Annotated in this window: 15 protein-coding genes; 8 read left to right on the top strand and 7 right to left on the bottom strand. The window is 59.7% G+C overall.

What is annotated here, in order from left to right; all coding sequences use genetic code 11:
- Positions 1 to 4: 4 nt before the first annotated feature.
- A complete protein-coding gene (locus ACEN8R_RS14425; protein ID WP_018928163.1) occupies positions 5 to 898 on the bottom strand; it encodes a LysR substrate-binding domain-containing protein in 894 nt (297 codons plus the stop codon).
- Between the two features lie 108 nt (positions 899 to 1,006).
- On the opposite strand from ACEN8R_RS14425, the gene ACEN8R_RS14420 reads away from it, so the two are divergent.
- From ACEN8R_RS14420 to ACEN8R_RS14410, 3 genes are all read left to right on the top strand, one after another.
- Positions 1,007 to 1,381, top strand: coding sequence for a tautomerase family protein (locus ACEN8R_RS14420; RefSeq protein WP_018928162.1), 375 nt, complete (start codon positions 1,007 to 1,009; stop codon positions 1,379 to 1,381).
- Between the two features lie 105 nt (positions 1,382 to 1,486).
- Positions 1,487 to 1,816: a DHCW motif cupin fold protein gene (locus ACEN8R_RS14415; protein WP_018928161.1), complete on the top strand. Its 330-nt coding sequence runs from the start codon at positions 1,487 to 1,489 to the stop codon at positions 1,814 to 1,816.
- A 127-nt stretch (positions 1,817 to 1,943) separates the two neighbouring features.
- Positions 1,944 to 2,405 carry a GNAT family N-acetyltransferase gene (locus ACEN8R_RS14410; protein WP_018928160.1) on the top strand — a complete coding sequence of 154 codons (462 nt, stop codon included), beginning with the start codon at positions 1,944 to 1,946 and terminating at the stop codon, positions 2,403 to 2,405.
- Positions 2,406 to 2,789: 384 nt separating this feature from the next.
- Here ACEN8R_RS14410 and ACEN8R_RS14405 read toward each other — a convergent pair whose 3' ends face one another.
- Positions 2,790 to 3,263 carry a hypothetical protein gene (locus ACEN8R_RS14405; RefSeq protein ID WP_018928159.1) on the bottom strand — a complete coding sequence of 158 codons (474 nt, stop codon included), beginning with the start codon at positions 3,261 to 3,263 and terminating at the stop codon, positions 2,790 to 2,792.
- A 212-nt stretch (positions 3,264 to 3,475) separates the two neighbouring features.
- Positions 3,476 to 5,773, bottom strand: a complete 2,298-nt coding sequence (gene katG / locus ACEN8R_RS14400; protein WP_018928158.1) for a catalase/peroxidase HPI — start codon at positions 5,771 to 5,773, stop codon at positions 3,476 to 3,478.
- Positions 5,774 to 6,138: 365 nt separating this feature from the next.
- Between katG and ACEN8R_RS14395 the strand changes: the two genes are divergently transcribed.
- Positions 6,139 to 6,510 (top strand): hypothetical protein, encoded by a 372-nt coding sequence (locus ACEN8R_RS14395; RefSeq protein ID WP_028939704.1) that lies wholly within the window; start codon positions 6,139 to 6,141, stop codon positions 6,508 to 6,510.
- Between the two features lie 3 nt (positions 6,511 to 6,513).
- A complete protein-coding gene (locus ACEN8R_RS14390; RefSeq protein ID WP_081626539.1) occupies positions 6,514 to 6,696 on the top strand; it encodes a DUF1289 domain-containing protein in 183 nt (60 codons plus the stop codon).
- 7 nt (positions 6,697 to 6,703) lie between these two features.
- Here the strand turns inward: ACEN8R_RS14390 and ACEN8R_RS14385 are convergent, their stop codons facing one another.
- Positions 6,704 to 7,597 (bottom strand): LysR family transcriptional regulator, encoded by an 894-nt coding sequence (locus tag ACEN8R_RS14385; protein WP_495624152.1) that lies wholly within the window; start codon positions 7,595 to 7,597, stop codon positions 6,704 to 6,706.
- A gap of 128 nt (positions 7,598 to 7,725) precedes the next feature.
- Here ACEN8R_RS14385 and ACEN8R_RS14380 point away from each other — a divergent pair, with 128 nt between their 5' ends.
- Positions 7,726 to 9,147: an MFS transporter gene (locus ACEN8R_RS14380; protein ID WP_495624151.1), complete on the top strand. Its 1,422-nt coding sequence runs from the start codon at positions 7,726 to 7,728 to the stop codon at positions 9,145 to 9,147.
- A 277-nt stretch (positions 9,148 to 9,424) separates the two neighbouring features.
- Here the strand turns inward: ACEN8R_RS14380 and ACEN8R_RS14375 are convergent, their stop codons facing one another.
- Positions 9,425 to 10,726, bottom strand: a complete 1,302-nt coding sequence (locus tag ACEN8R_RS14375) for an MFS transporter (RefSeq protein ID WP_064616948.1) — start codon at positions 10,724 to 10,726, stop codon at positions 9,425 to 9,427.
- A 146-nt stretch (positions 10,727 to 10,872) separates the two neighbouring features.
- On the opposite strand from ACEN8R_RS14375, the gene ACEN8R_RS14370 reads away from it, so the two are divergent.
- Both ACEN8R_RS14370 and sthA read left to right on the top strand, forming a co-directional pair.
- Complete coding sequence (locus tag ACEN8R_RS14370; RefSeq protein ID WP_495624150.1) at positions 10,873 to 11,922, top strand: FAD:protein FMN transferase; 1,050 nt, start codon at positions 10,873 to 10,875, stop codon at positions 11,920 to 11,922.
- 207 nt (positions 11,923 to 12,129) lie between these two features.
- Positions 12,130 to 13,524: a Si-specific NAD(P)(+) transhydrogenase gene (sthA, locus tag ACEN8R_RS14365; protein ID WP_007935284.1), complete on the top strand. Its 1,395-nt coding sequence runs from the start codon at positions 12,130 to 12,132 to the stop codon at positions 13,522 to 13,524.
- 42 nt (positions 13,525 to 13,566) lie between these two features.
- Here sthA and ACEN8R_RS14360 read toward each other — a convergent pair whose 3' ends face one another.
- Together ACEN8R_RS14360 and ACEN8R_RS14355 are read right to left on the bottom strand one after the other, a co-directional pair.
- Entirely contained in the window at positions 13,567 to 14,289 is a 723-nt protein-coding gene (locus ACEN8R_RS14360) for a glycerophosphodiester phosphodiesterase (RefSeq protein ID WP_018928152.1), read from the bottom strand.
- 13 nt (positions 14,290 to 14,302) lie between these two features.
- Positions 14,303 to 14,884: a PilZ domain-containing protein gene (locus ACEN8R_RS14355; RefSeq protein ID WP_028939700.1), complete on the bottom strand. Its 582-nt coding sequence runs from the start codon at positions 14,882 to 14,884 to the stop codon at positions 14,303 to 14,305.
- Positions 14,885 to 14,888: the final 4 nt, after the last annotated feature.

Genomic DNA, 14,888 nt, shown 5'->3' with positions numbered 1-14,888 from the left:
AGCATCAAGCGGGGGAGTCTCTAGTCATACTGAACGCCTGCTCTTGCAGACTCGTTTGTATCAACGCAGCCAATTGTCGGGGGGCAGGCGCCAAGTGTTCTGCCCCTCGATAAAGCACATAGCCGAGGGTCGGCAGCGGGGGTAGACCGGCAATCACGGCGAGATGCCCTGGCAGACCAATGCGGGTTCGCAACGTGAGGCCCAAACCGGCCGCAACGGCCGCCCAGATTCCACCGACGCTGGGGCTGGTCAGCGCGATTCGCCAGGGAATCCGCGCCTCATCCAGTGCCTGGGTGGCCGCGCTGCGCAACACGCAAGGGGCGTCGAACATGATCAATGGCAGGGGGGAATCGACAGAGCGGTTGATGGCGGGCGAGTCACGAGGCCCGATCCAGTGCATCTGCGTTTCACCCAGGTGCGTGGCGTAGGGGGACTTGTGCCCTGTGTCCCAAGACAGGGCCAGGTCCAGGCCGCCGCTGTCGATCAATGCAAGCAGTTCGGCATTGCGCGCGATCCTGACTTCGAGCCTCACCATCGGGTACATCTTGACGTAGCGTCGCAGAATGTCGCTGAGAAAGTGTTCGCCAAAGTCTTCCTGAAGCCCCAGGCGTACCGTGGCGGCGGTCTGGCTTTCGTGCAGGGTCTGGAAAATGCTGTCGTTCAGTTCAAGCAGTCGGCGTGCATGGCTGAGCAGGGTTTCACCCACCGGCGTCAACACCAGCCCTCGACCGGATTTTGACAGCACTGGCGTGCCTACCTGTTCCTCAAGCTTCTTGAGTTGTGCGCTCACGGCAGACGTCGAGCGATTGAGCCGATCCGCCGCCTTGGCGAAGCTGTTGAACTCCACGCCGGTCACGAAAGTACGCAGCACATCAAGATCGAAGGTCGGACGGCGCATCGAATCATCCATTAATTCGGGACTAAGGCCGCTATTAAATCTGATATTCGGAATGATCGCGACTTGATAGTTTTCCCCTGTCAGTTGGATTTTCAGGAGTAGGTCTTAATGCCATTTGCACGTATTTCACTGCACCGGGGAAAGTCTGCCGAGTATTTACAGGCCCTCTCACAAGGGCTGCACGACGCCTTGGTAGAAAGCTTCGAAGTGCCGATGGCTGATCGATTCCAGGTCATTCACCAACATGAAACGGGCGAGCTGATCTTTGATCCCGACTACCTGGGCGGTCCTCGTAGTGATGACTTTGTGCTGATCGTGATTACTGCCGGTCGCCCTCGAGACATCGAGACGAAACAGCGTTTTTATCGCAACCTGGTCGAGAAACTGGGCCGAGCGCCGGGCATCGATTCTGAGGACGTGATGGTGGTGATTACCACGACCGCGGCAGATGAGTGGTCGTTTGGTGGCGGGCGGGGCAACTAGTTTTTGCTCTCAAGCCTGTATTCCGTAAATGTGGGCTATCTGTGTCTATCGGCAGCGTGGCCCGGTTGATAGGGTCCGTATTCACTTCAAGTTGATGAGGCAATAATGGACCTTACCGCCATCCCCTTTGGGACTACCGATTGGTCGAAGATCGAACCGGTCGAACATGCCGGCCAGACGGGCATGGCCTATTGGCGGACCTGCCAGTTTGGTTCAACGCGTGTGCGGATGGTTGAATACAGCCCCGGATATCTGGCCGATCACTGGTGCTGGAGAGGTCATATCCTGTTGTGCCTGGAAGGCGAGTTACACACAGAACTGGAAGATGGCCGCCAGTTCACGCTGACTGCCGGAATGAGCTATCAGGTGGGCAACGATGCCGAGGGACATCGCTCGTTTACCACCAGCGGTGCGAAGTTGTTCATTGTGGATTGAGGTCTCGGGTCAGATCAAAAGATCACAGCCTTCGGCAGTTCCTACGAGGTTGTGTGTAAAACACCTGACGCCGTGGTGTCCACATAGATGAGTCAGGCAGGGTGCCAAAGCAAACAAGGGATATCGAGTGATTACGTCAACGGGCGAACTGACGATACGTCAGATATCAGCACTTCCTCCGGAAATCCTGATACTGGAAGCGGAGGCCGTTACAGAGGGTTTCAGGTTTCTCACGCGCTTGGTTGCAGATTGGAAAAACGGGTCGAATCGATTCGATCAACCAGGTGAATGTCTTTTGGGAGCCTTCCGCAACGGGCAACTGATGGCCATCGGTGGTCTTTCATATGATCCATATGCCGGGTCGGATATCGGGAGACTACGGCGGGTATACGTCGCGCGCGCATCAAGGGGCCAGAATGTGGGTAAAGCTCTGGTGGAGCGGCTTCTGGAATATGCGGCTAAGAGATTCCTTGTCGTGCGCCTATCCACGGATACCCCAGAGGGATCGGCATTTTACCTTCGCTGCGGGTTTCAACAGATACACGATGATTTTGCGACTCATGTGAAATCATTAGCAGATGCCACATAGCCAGGGCGACGTGTTTAAGATCAAAAGATCGTTCGAACGCGGCCCGAGCCTTCGGCGGCTCCTACAGGGGCGTGAATCGCGGATCTGATCCGTATTTTTCTTGGCTATCTGCATCTGTAATGGGATCAGCCTGCGGCTCACAATGGCAGCACGGTCAGCAGTTACGCCAACCGCTGCACCGCAAACTCATAGCGTAGGAGGCCCCATGGGCAAGATGGCAATTTTCCTGGGTGGATTTCTGGTGTTGACCATTTTGATTGGTGCGCTGGCTACGATTTCTCCCGTTTAGTCTCGTCCTGCGATCAGCAAAAAGCACAACGCCTCCACACTGGGAGGCGTTGGTTTTCTTCGGACAAGCTGATGGCAGGGGGGGCCAAGACCGCCTCAACGAATATGCTTGGAATAGGCCGCTTTAAGTGCCTCGGATACAAGGGCAATCAGTATCGGGGTAGAGCTGGACTGCATGTCTCTGCCGATGTCAGTTCGCCGTTCCAGCACTTTGCCAGCGTATTTGGATGCCTGGCCTTCAGACGCGAGTGATAACAGCTCTTCTTCAGTAAAAGACTTCTCATAAGCCGCAGCAAGATTTTGATTCCATTTCGGCTGGTACTGCGGAAGTAGCGCGTCAATTTCGCTCGATACGGCACTGTGTGCTTTTTCACTTCCTAACTTTTCAATGAGCATCGCAAAGGTTTGGGTTTTCTTTGCCGCCAGCAGTGCCAGTGTTGGCAGGCTGTCACCCACATGGGTTTGAGCAACAAAAGCGAGCGCTGTCTTATGCGCAAGTACTTCAGCCGTGACCGTGGTGGACAACACGATGGGCGCTACGAATGCGACCGCGACACAAAAAGACCTCATCAATTGATCTGGCTCCTTCGGTTCGCCACGTCGGTGATGCGCTACTGAGAACCCTAGTTGGGAAATACCTATATCGCTAGTGATTCGGTTCCACTTTGGCTTGAGCCAGGGCGACGTTGATGGCGTGACAGCCGTCGTGTACCCAGACTTGAAAAGCCCACTGAACCAGTAACGGTCAGTGGGCTTTTTTCACGCTGGATTGAGCGCCAGCATCACCTCAGATCAAACCGATCCAGATTCATCACCTTGACCCAGGCTGCCACGAAGTCTTTCACAAACTTCTCCTTCGCGTCGTTGCTGGCATAAACCTCAGCCAACGCCCTCAGCTGTGCATTCGAGCCAAACACCAGATCAACACGCGTCCCCGTCCATTTGAGATCGCCGGTTTTGCGGTCGCGCCCCTCGAACTCTTCATTGGCCTCAGAGACCGGTTTCCATTCCACGCCCATGTCGAGCAGGTTTTTGAAGAAGTCGTTGGTCAACGCTCCCGGTTGTTTTGTGAACACGCCGTGTTGGGTTTGGCCGACGTTGGTGTTCAGCACGCGCAGGCCACCAATGAGCACGGTCATTTCCGGCGCGGTGAGGGTCAGCAGTTGGGCCTTGTCGATCAGCAGGGCCTCGGCCGGTACGCTGTAGCGGGTTTTGAGGTAGTTGCGGAAGCCATCGGCGGCGGGTTCGAGGTAGCCGAAGGATTCAACGTCCGTTTGCTCTTGCGAGGCGTCCATGCGTCCCGGTGTGAAAGGCACCGTGATGGTATGGCCGGCATTTTTTGCCGCTTGTTCGACGCCGGCACAACCGGCCAGTACGATCAGGTCGGCCAGGGAGATTTTCTTGCCGCCGGTTTGCGCGCTGTTGAACTCGTTCTGGATGCTTTCGAGTTTCGCCAACACGCTCGCCAGTTGCTCAGGCTGGTTGGCCTGCCAGGATTTCTGCGGGGCCAGGCGCAGGCGTCCGCCGTTGGCGCCGCCGCGTTTGTCGGAGCCGCGGAAGGTGGAGGCCGCTGCCCAGGCGGTCGACACCAGTTGCGAGACGGTCAGGCCGCTGGCCAGGAGCTTGCCCTTGAGTGCGGCGATGTCGCTGTCGTTGACCAAGGCATGGTCGACCGGTGGTATCGGGTCTTGCCACAGGAGTACTTCGTTGGGCATTTCCGGGCCGAGGTAGCGGGAGAGGGGGCCCATGTCGCGGTGGATCAGTTTGAACCAGGCGCGGGCGAAGGCGTCGGCCAACTGGTCCGGATTGGCGAGGAAGCGCCGCGAAATCGGCTCATAGATCGGGTCGAATCGCAGCGACAGGTCCGTGGTCAGCATGGTCGGATTACGCCGCTTGGACGGGTCGTGAGCATCCGGAATGATGCCCGCGCCGGCACCACCTTTCGCCGTCCACTGGTTGGCGCCCGCAGGGCTCTTGGTCAGTTCCCACTCGAAGCCGAACAGGTTTTCCAGGTAGTTGTTGCTCCATTTGGTCGGCGTGGTGGTCCAGGTCACTTCCAGGCCGCTGGTGATGGTGTCGCCGCCTTTGCCGCTGCCGAAAGTGCTCTTCCAGCCCAGGCCCTGTTGTTCAAGGCCAGCGGCTTCGGGCTCGGGACCGACGTTGTCGGCAGGGCCGGCGCCGTGGGTTTTGCCGAAAGCGTGGCCGCCAGCGATCAGCGCCACGGTTTCTTCATCATTCATTGCCATGCGCCCGAAGGTTTCGCGGATGTCTATCGCCGCAGCGACCGGGTCCGGGTTGCCTTCCGGGCCTTCGGGGTTGACGTAGATCAGGCCCATTTGCACGGCGGCGAGCGGGTTCTCCAGGTTGCGTTCGCCCTCGGTGCGGCTGTCCTCATTTTTCCCCGGCTCAGCGACGAGAGGACCTTCGCCGGGTTCTTGCATGGGTTCTTTTTTGTCTTTTTCGTAGCGGGTGTCACCTGCCAGCCACTTGTTTTCGGAGCCCCAGTAGACGGCCTCATCCGGTTCCCAGACGTCTGGCCGGCCGCCGGAAAAGCCAAAGGTCTTGAAGCCCATCGACTCCAGTGCAACGTTGCCGGTGAGGACGATCAGGTCAGCCCAGGAGATGTTGCGACCGTACTTTTGCTTGATCGGCCAAAGCAGCCGGCGCGCCTTGTCGAGGCTGACGTTGTCCGGCCAACTGTTGAGCGGGGCGAAGCGCTGCTGACCGGAGCCGGCACCCCCACGACCGTCACCGACGCGGTACGTGCCGGCGGCGTGCCAGGCCATGCGAATAAACAGTGGCCCATAGTGACCGAAGTCCGCAGGCCACCAGTCTTGTGAATCAGTCATCAGTGCATGCAGGTCTTGCTTGACCGCCGCAAAATCCAGTTTTTTGAACGCTTCGGCGTAGTCGTAACCCTCGTCCGTGGGGTCGGACAGCCGCGAGTTCTGGTGCAGGATCTTCAGATTCAGTTGGTTCGGCCACCAATCGCGGTTCGTCGTGCCACCGCCAGCGGCGGCGTGATTGAACGGGCATTTCGATTCATTTGCCATGTGTGCGCTACCTTTGGTCGTGTTCATCCGGCTATCCGGCCCGGGGTTGGGCACGCAATAGCGACGAGCGGAATCAATGACATAGGCTGCAGCCGTGCGATCAATTGATCGTCGTGGTCACACGGGAAATCCGGATAGCGGCAATCGAGTTGCCAGCACGGTGGCCCACGGCAAGCCTAGTACGTTTCCTGACTCATTCGTATCTCTTCTCAGGTCTCAACCGGCCGGCTGATGCCAGCGCTCCAGTAAGGGTAGACGCCTATAAAGCAGTCAGCTAATAGGGGGAGTATTGGGAGGTGATAGGGATAGTCTTTTATCTGAGCCGTCGAGATGGAGTCGATCAAAAGGTATGCTGGGCCTTTTCCGTTGACCGCCACCCAAGGATCCACCCGATGTCTTTAAGCAAACGCGATCAGGCACACATCGAACGTCGCCTGGTCGCCACTCTGACCGAGGCGTGCGAAACAGCCAAGGCGGAAATAGTCGGGTTTTGCTGGTTGACCCACGAAATCGATTACGACGCCTTTCCATCCAGCCTGCGGGTGATCTGGGTCTTCGATACGCAGGCCCATAAGGATCAGGCGCTGGCGAGCGGGCAGGGCGAGCGCATGGTCGAACTGACGGCCGTAGCATTAAATGAAGCGGACGTTCTCGTCAGCCCCGTCGCGGCCCATGTGCAGTTTGATTCTGAAGAACAATGTCAGCGCGCCAATGGCGGCAACTGGCAGCAACGCCTGGCGCCCAAGCGCTCGACGCGGGGTTGAAACGTGGCCAAGGATATCGAAAATCCGTGTATTTCCGTTTGCCAGCTCAGTGGTGAGCTGTGTGTCAGTTGTGGTCGCACCAAGGATGACATCAGAAAATGGAAACGCATGAAGCGTCCGGAAAAAATGGCGGCGGCGCAGCGGGCGAGTGTGCGGTTGAAAGGGCTTCAGAAAAGGAAGGGTTGAGGGTTCCTCAGGGCCGCGCACAAACCTCTCGAACACATTCACGCAGCCACCGATGCGCCGAATCGGCATCCATCCGTGGATGCCACAGCATCGAAATGGTGATCGGCGGCAGTTCGAACGGCAGCTCGAAACTGTGCAGGCCGGTGCGCAGGTTTTGGGTATGTCGGGCAGGCACGGTGGCGATCAGGTCCGAGGCGCGAGCCAGCGCCAGGGCGGCCGAGAAACCGCCGACGACGGTGATGATTTCCCGCTGCAGTCCCAGCGCTTCCAACGCTTCATCCATCGGCCCCTTATCGAGCCCGCGCCGTGAGACCAGGATGTGCCGGCCAGCGGCGTAACGGGAGGCAGTGATCTCGCCCTCGCTCAGCGGATGCCCCGTGCGAACGACGCCCACAAAACGATCCTCGAACAATGCACGGGTGCGCACTTCCGGGCTGGTCGTGCCGCCGACCACACCGGTTTCCAGATCGACCGAGCCGTCGCGAAGTGCGGCGCTGTCCTTGCTCGGCTTCTGCACGAAGTGCAAACGCACGCCGGGGGCTTGCTCACCGGCGCGGGCGATCAGCGCCGGGCCGAAGTTTTCCACGAAGCCGTCACTGGTGCGCAGCGTGAATGTTCGAACCAGTTGCTTGAGGTCGAGCTGTTCGGCGGGGCGCAAAACCGCTTCGGCGTCTTGCACCAATCGACTGACGTGTTCGCGCAATTCAAGCGCTCGTGGCGTCGGCACCAGGCCGCGTCCGGCCCGGACCAGCAGCGGGTCGCCTGTCGTTTCGCGCAACCGCGCCAGCGCTCGGCTCATGGCCGACGGGCTCAGCCGCAGTCGTTGGGCGGCGCGGGCGACGCTGCCTTCGGCGAGCAGCACGTCCAGGGTAATCAGCAGATTGAGATCGGGAGTGGTCATGCCGCAACGTTAGCACGGCGCGGGGCTGACATGGCGTCAAACGCATCTATCAAGTGCAAATGCTGCGCCTTCCGCCTTGTCACGCACGGGCATACGCTGCTGCTCTACCTTTCAGACGTGGCCAGACAATGAAATCCATCACTCAATCAGGTTCGGTGCGCTGGGCGCTTGCGAGTCTTTCGCTGTCGATGTTGATGCCTTCACTCGACACCAGCATCGCCAATGCGGGATTGCCGACGTTGGCCGAGGCGTTCGATGCTTCCTTCCAACACGTGCAGTGGATTGTTCTGGCGTATCTGCTGGCGATCACCACGCTGATCGTCAGCGTCGGACAGCTCGGCGACATGCTTGGCCGTCGGCGTTTGCTACTGGTGGGCATCGCCATTTTTACCCTGTCATCGCTGGCCTGCGGTGTCGCGCCGTCGCTTGGGTGGCTGGTCGGCGCCCGGGCGGTGCAGGGGCTTGGGGCGGCGATCATGCTGGCGCTGACCGTGGCGTTTGTCGGTGAGACGGTGCCGAAAGCGCAGACCGGCAGCGCCATGGGGTTGCTCGGAACGATGTCGGCGATCGGCACCACGCTGGGGCCGTCGCTCGGTGGGATGTTGATTGCCAGCGTTGGCTGGCAGGCGATTTTTCTGATCAACATACCGTTGGGTGTGCTGAACATCTGGCTCGCATATCGCTATTTGCCGGCGGATGTTCAGCGGGCGAAAGCAGGGCGGGTGGGGTTCGACAAGGCCGGCACGTTGCTGCTGGCGCTGACGCTCGCGGCGTACGCGCTGGCCATGACGCTCGGGCACGGTGATTTTGGAACGCTCAATGTCGCGCTGCTACTGGCGGCTGTTTTCGGCGTTGGGCTTTTCATCTTCGTCGAGGCCACGGTCGCATCGCCATTGATCACATTAGCGCTGTTCCGCCAACAGGGATTGAGCGCCAGCCTGGCCATGAGCGCGCTCGTTTCGACGGTGATGATGGCGACGCTGGTGGTCGGGCCGTTTTATCTCTCGGGTGCGCTTGGCCTCGGCACGGCACTTGTCGGTTTCGCCTTGTCGGTCGGACCGTTGGTGGCTGCATTGACCGGCGTGCCGGCCGGTCGCCTGGTGGACCGTTTTGGCACTCGGCGCATGACCCGTCTCGGGCTCGCGACAATGGCGCTCGGCGCGAGTGCTTTATCAATGATGCCAGCGGGGTTCGGCCTCCTCGGTTACCTCGCGCCCATCGCGGTGATCACGGCCAGCTACGCGTTGTTTCAGGCGGCCAACAACACCGCGATCATGACCGACATCCGCCCGGACCAGCGCGGCGTGATTTCCGGCATGCTCAGCCTGTCACGCAATCTCGGCCTGATCACTGGAGCTTCGGTGATGGGCGCGGTGTTTGCGCTTGCTTCGGCGACGACAGACATCACCAGCGCGTCTCCCGCAGCCGTCGCCAGCGGCATGCGGATAACGTTTGCCGTCGCCGCGGCACTGATTCTCCTGGCCCTTGCTGTGGCCCTGTTGCCGAAGGTTTCTGACTGCTGCACTGTGTGCAGTAATGAACTGCAGTGAGCCTATATTGTTCATCTAAAATCGAATACCGATACTGCCTGAACATCGCGCAGTCGACGCTCATGGCGTTCAAGACATGGCTGGAGGCCAGATTTGCAGAGGGGCCGCCTTGGCTGCATGTGGACCGAAGCGAACTAAAACCTATGGGGCACGCCGATTAAATGTGGGAGCGGGCTTGCTCGCGAAGGCGGTGTGTCAGGCAACATCAGTGTTTACTGACACTCCCTCTTCGCGAGCAAGCCCGCTCCTACAGGTTCTGCACCTGACTGCGTTCCTTTTAGTGAGCGCCTCTGATGACAGCCGCTTGCGCCGTGCGCAACGCATGCCGATTGCCCCGGAACAACACCAGTGTCGCGATCAACCCCAGCACCGCCGCACCACTGAGCCAGATCCCCGGCGCCGCCTTGTTGTCCAGCACATGGATCAGGTACGTACAGGCCGCCGGGGTGAAACCACCGAATGTTGCGGTCGCCAGGCTGTAGGCCAAGGAGAAACCGGTCGTACGCACTTCTACCGGCATGATCTCGGTCAGGGCCACCACCATGGCGCCGTTGTACGAGCCATACAGGAACGACAGCCACAGTTCGACAATCAGCAAGTGGCTGAAGCTGGGGTTCGCCACCAGCCACGACAGCGCCGGATAAGCCGTGAGGATCGCCAGAATCGTCGCGCCCAGCAGCAGAGGTTTGCGGCCGATCTTGTCGGAAAGCGCGCCCATCACCGGCAGCCAGAAGAAGTTCGACAGGCCGATGCACACCGTCACCAGCAACGCATCCAGATCCGACAGATGCAGCTCGGCTTTGCCGAAGGTCGGGGTGTAGGCGGTGATCAGGTAGAACGACACCGTGGTCATCACCACCAGCGCCATGCCGGCGAGGACGATGCCGAAGTTCTGACTGATCGAGCGGACGATGTCCCGCAGGGTAGGGCGGTGTTTGCGTGCCTGGAATTCCGGGGTTTCTTCCAGCGAACGGCGGATCACGAAGATCGCCGGCACGATCATGCAGCCGATCAGGAACGGCACGCGCCAGCCCCACTCACCCATTTGGTCGGGGCTCAGCCAGTGGTTCAAACCCACGCCGAGCAGGCCGGCGAATACCACCGCGGCTTGCTGGCTGGCGGACTGCCAACTGACGAAGAAGCCTTTGCGGCCCGGTGTGGAGATTTCGGCGAGGTACACCGACACACCGCCCAGTTCCACGCCTGCTGAAAAGCCCTGCAACAGACGACCGAACAATACGATCAGCGGCGCCGCGACGCCCAGCGTGGCATAACCCGGCACACCGGCAATCAGCACTGTGCCGGCGGCCATCAACGCCAGTGTGATGATCAGGCCTTTGCGGCGGCCGTGGCGGTCGATGTAGGCACCGAGGAAAATCGCCCCCAGCGGACGCATCAGGAAACCGGCCCCGAAAGTGGCCAGAGACAGCATCAGGGAAGCAAACGCGCTATCGGCGGGAAAGAAGGTTTTGGCAATGGCCGTGGCGTAAAAGCCGTAGACCATGAAGTCGAACATTTCGAGAAAGTTACCGCTGACAACGCGAAAAATCGCTTTGCCTTTGCTCGTATTGGAAGACATGTGTAGGTACTCACTCTGGTCGATCTTGTTTGAAAGCGCTGCACCTATGTGGCGAGGGAGCTTGCTCCCGTTCGATTGCGCAGCAATCGTAAAACCGGTCACCGCTATCGCGAGCAGGCTCGCTCCCATGCGCTCTGAAGCCCATAATGGCGGGCGCGGTTTTGAGGGGAGATGAAGATTTGTTAACTGGACGATGGAGAGGGCTTGTGGTAGTGGTCGGGATTTTGTCCGGTTGTGGCAACGGCGATAGCCTGGAACGCTTCGACGGCCCGACCATGGGCAGTCGCTATTCGATCCAGTACGTGCGCCATGCCGGTCTTCCCGCACCGGCGGAAGTCCGCGTCCAGGTCGAAAAAATACTCTCTGATGTCGATCGGCAAATGTCGACCTATCGCAGTGACTCCGACATCGAACGCTTCAATAACCTGCCCGCCAACCACTGCCAGACAATGCCTGCGCCGATCCTCGAATTGGTCCGCGTCGGCGAGCGCTTGTCTTTGCAAAGTGACGGCTCCTACGACCTGACGGTGGAACCGCTGCTCAACCTCTGGGGATTTGGCCCGCAGGCGCGTGAGGAAAAAGTCCCGAGCGCCGAAGCACTGGCCGAGGTGCAGCAGCGTGTCGGTCATAATCACCTGCGCATCGAAGGTGACCAGTTGTGCAAGGATGCCGCAGTGGAGGTCGACTTCAACAGCATCGCTGCCGGTTACGCGGTCGACACGATTGCCGCCGAACTCGAAGCGCTGGGCATCCACGACTACCTCGCTGAAGCCACCGGTGAACTCAAGGCCGTCGGTAAAAAACTCGACGGCTCACCGTGGCGCATCGCCCTGGAAGAACCCCGTGATGATCAGCAAGTGGCCGAGCGCATCATTGCCGTCGACGGCTACGGCGTGTCCACCTCCGGTGATTACCGTAACTATTTCGAGCAGGGTGGCCGGCGCTATTCCCACACCTTCGATGCCCGCACCGGAACACCGGTCCTACACACCCTGGCGTCAGTCACGGTGATTCATCCTTCAGCGTTGATGGCCGATGGCTTATCGACGCTGTTGCTGATTCTTGGCCCTGAACGGGGTTGGGACTATGCCCAAACGCATGACATTGCTGCATTCTTTGTGATTCGTGCCGATACAGGTTTTGTCACACGCACCAATCAGGCTTTTGAGCGCCTGGCCGGTGAGAAAACCGAGTGATTGCGGCTGCAAAAGCATTTTTCGATGGCTTTGTAGTGCAGGCAAAACTAGCCTACGACGCGACCAAGGGTTAATGTGCGCGGCGTTGACGCTTCTATAGACTGTGTCCGGGTTCTGCACTGGCCCCAAATTGTTCCTTCACGCCGCCGATCGGCGTGATTTAGCCGCAGGCGCCGAGGGTGTCGCGGCCTGTTCTGAGGAGTACGCATGGCTGTCTACAACTACGATGTGGTGGTGTTGGGTTCCGGCCCGGCGGGAGAAGGCGCGGCAATGAACGCTGCCAAGGCAGGGCGCAAGGTGGCGATGGTCGATAGCCGTCGCCAGGTCGGCGGCAACTGCACCCACCTGGGCACCATCCCGTCCAAGGCCTTGCGTCACTCGGTCCGGCAGATCATGCAGTTCAACACCAACCCGATGTTCCGGGCCATTGGTGAGCCGCGTTGGTTCTCGTTCCCGGACGTGTTGAAAAGCGCTGAAAAAGTCATCTCCAAACAAGTCGCCTCGCGCACCGGCTACTACGCCCGTAACCGCGTCGACGTGTTCTTCGGCACCGGCAGCTTCGCCGACGAGCAAACCATCGAAGTCGTCTGCGCCAACGGCGTGGTCGAAAAACTGGTGGCCAAGCACATCATCATCGCCACCGGTTCGCGTCCTTATCGCCCGGCGGACATCGATTTCCATCACCCGCGTATCTACGATAGCGACACCATCCTCAGCCTCGGCCACACCCCGCGTAAACTCATTGTTTACGGCGCCGGCGTGATCGGCTGCGAATACGCCTCGATCTTCAGTGGTCTGGGTGTATTGGTTGAGCTGGTGGACAACCGTGGTCAGTTGCTGAGCTTCCTCGACTCGGAAATCTCCCAGGCCCTGAGCTACCACTTCAGCAATAACAACATCACGGTTCGCCACAACGAAGACTACGACCGCGTCGAAGGCGTGGACAACGGCGTGATCCTGCACCTCAAGTCCGGCAAGAAGATCAAGGCCGACGCCCTGCTCTGGTGCAACGGCCGTACCGGCAACACCGATCAGCTGGGTCTGGAAAACATCGGCGTGAAGGTCAACAGCCGTGGCCAGATCGAAGTCGACGAGAACTACCGCACCTGCGTGCCGAACATTTATGGCGCCGGTGATGTGATTGGCTGGCCAAGCCTGGCCAGTGCCGCCCACGACCAGGGCCGTTCGGCCGCTGGCAGCATCGTCGACAACGGCAGCTGGCGCTTCGTCAACGACGTGCCGACCGGCATCTACACGATTCCGGAGATCAGCTCGATCGGCAAGAACGAGCAGGAGCTGACTCAGGCCAAGGTGCCGTATGAAGTGGGCAAGGCATTCTTCAAGAGCATGGCGCGTGCGCAGATCGCCGGCGAGCCTCAGGGCATGCTGAAGATCCTGTTCCACCGCGAGACGCTGGAAGTGCTGGGCGTTCACTGCTTCGGTTATCAGGCGTCGGAGATTGTGCACATCGGTCAGGCGATCATGAACCAGCCGGGCGAGCAGAACACCCTGAAGTACTTCGTCAACACGACGTTCAACTACCCGACCATGGCTGAAGCCTATCGGGTAGCGGCGTACGATGGCCTCAACCGGCTTTTTTGAGCGGCTCCGGCCGGTGGCCTGAGCCGGCCGGGGAGACCGATTTCAGCAATTCTCGAGCGTGGCGCTGGCCAAACCGGGAAAGTCTGTAATCAGGCTGTCAACGCCGAAGTCGGCGAGCCTGCGCATCAGCGCGGGCTCGTTGACTGTCCACACCGACACATGCAGCCCCTGACGCTGCGCCTTCTGCAGGCGTTCCGGCGTACACAGGGTCCAGTTCAGCGCCAGCATCTCACAGCCATAGTTTTGCGCGACCTTCAGCGGGTCGAGCCAGGCGTACTCGGCCACCAGTCCGCGAGACACGTCCGGCACCAGGTCCAGCGCGGCTTTCAACACTTCGCGTGAACTCGAGGTAATCGTGACCTTGTCCCGTATGCCGAAACGCTGGGCCATTTCGCGAATCGCCAGCACGGTGGTTGCGGCACGGGTGCGTGATGCGCTTTTGACTTCCAGCTGCCAGTGCTCGAAATCGCATTTTTCGAACAACTCTTCCAGCGTCGGGATCGGGCAGGGTTTGATCCAGCCCGGGCCGCCCTTGCGCGCGTCGTAGGTCACCAGTTCCGCAGCCGTGTGTTCGGCCACTTTGCCGCGGCGGTCGGTGGTGCGTTTGAGGGTCGGGTCGTGGATCACCATCAACTCGCCGTCCTTGGACAGGTGCAGGTCCAGTTCGCAGCGGCGCACGCCGTGCTTGAGGCATTGCTGAAAGCTGGTCAGGGTGTTTTCCGGTGCTTCGCCTTTGGCGCCGCGATGGCCGTAGATGAGAGTCACGGTTCTTCCTTAATTAATGGCCGTTTTCGTTTTGTTCGCGCGCAAGGCGTCGTTCTTGTGCCTGTCGCTGCAAGATGTAGCGGGCCAGCAGTTGTCGCTGGGCATCGGACAGGTATTCGAACTCGGTGCCGACGTCGTAGCCGCCACCCTTGCGGTCGCAATGGGTGACGCGGGCCCGCAGCAACAGGCCGAGGGCTTGTGGCATCAGCACCAGCTTGACCGACAGGTGCGCGCCGACGGCAATGGGCGTCGGATGCTGAAAGTCGATGCCGCCTTCGGAGATGATCACCGGCTGCGGTTCGCCGATCTGTCCGAGCACGGTCAGGGCGACCACCTGGCTCAGCAGATCGATGCGTTTGTTCTGTGATTTGAGGAACGCGGCGATGGCTCGGTCGCGTTCGTTGATCTGGCGCAACAGGTGTTGCGACTCGAATTCGCTCAGGTGCAGTTCGCTGAGCAGGTTGAATAGCGGGGAAGCATCCTGCAACACTTCCTGGCCTGCTGCTTCGGGAGCAGACAGGGGCCGAATTTCCAGTGCGATCGTGTCCTCGATACGGTAGTATTCGCGGCGATCTTCTTCATCTAATGTCGACATGGCG

The sequence above is a fragment of the Pseudomonas sp. Pseusp15 genome (genome assembly GCF_059492165.1).
Note: the sequence above shows the minus strand (reverse complement) of the source record. Positions and strands in the feature narration are given on the sequence as shown.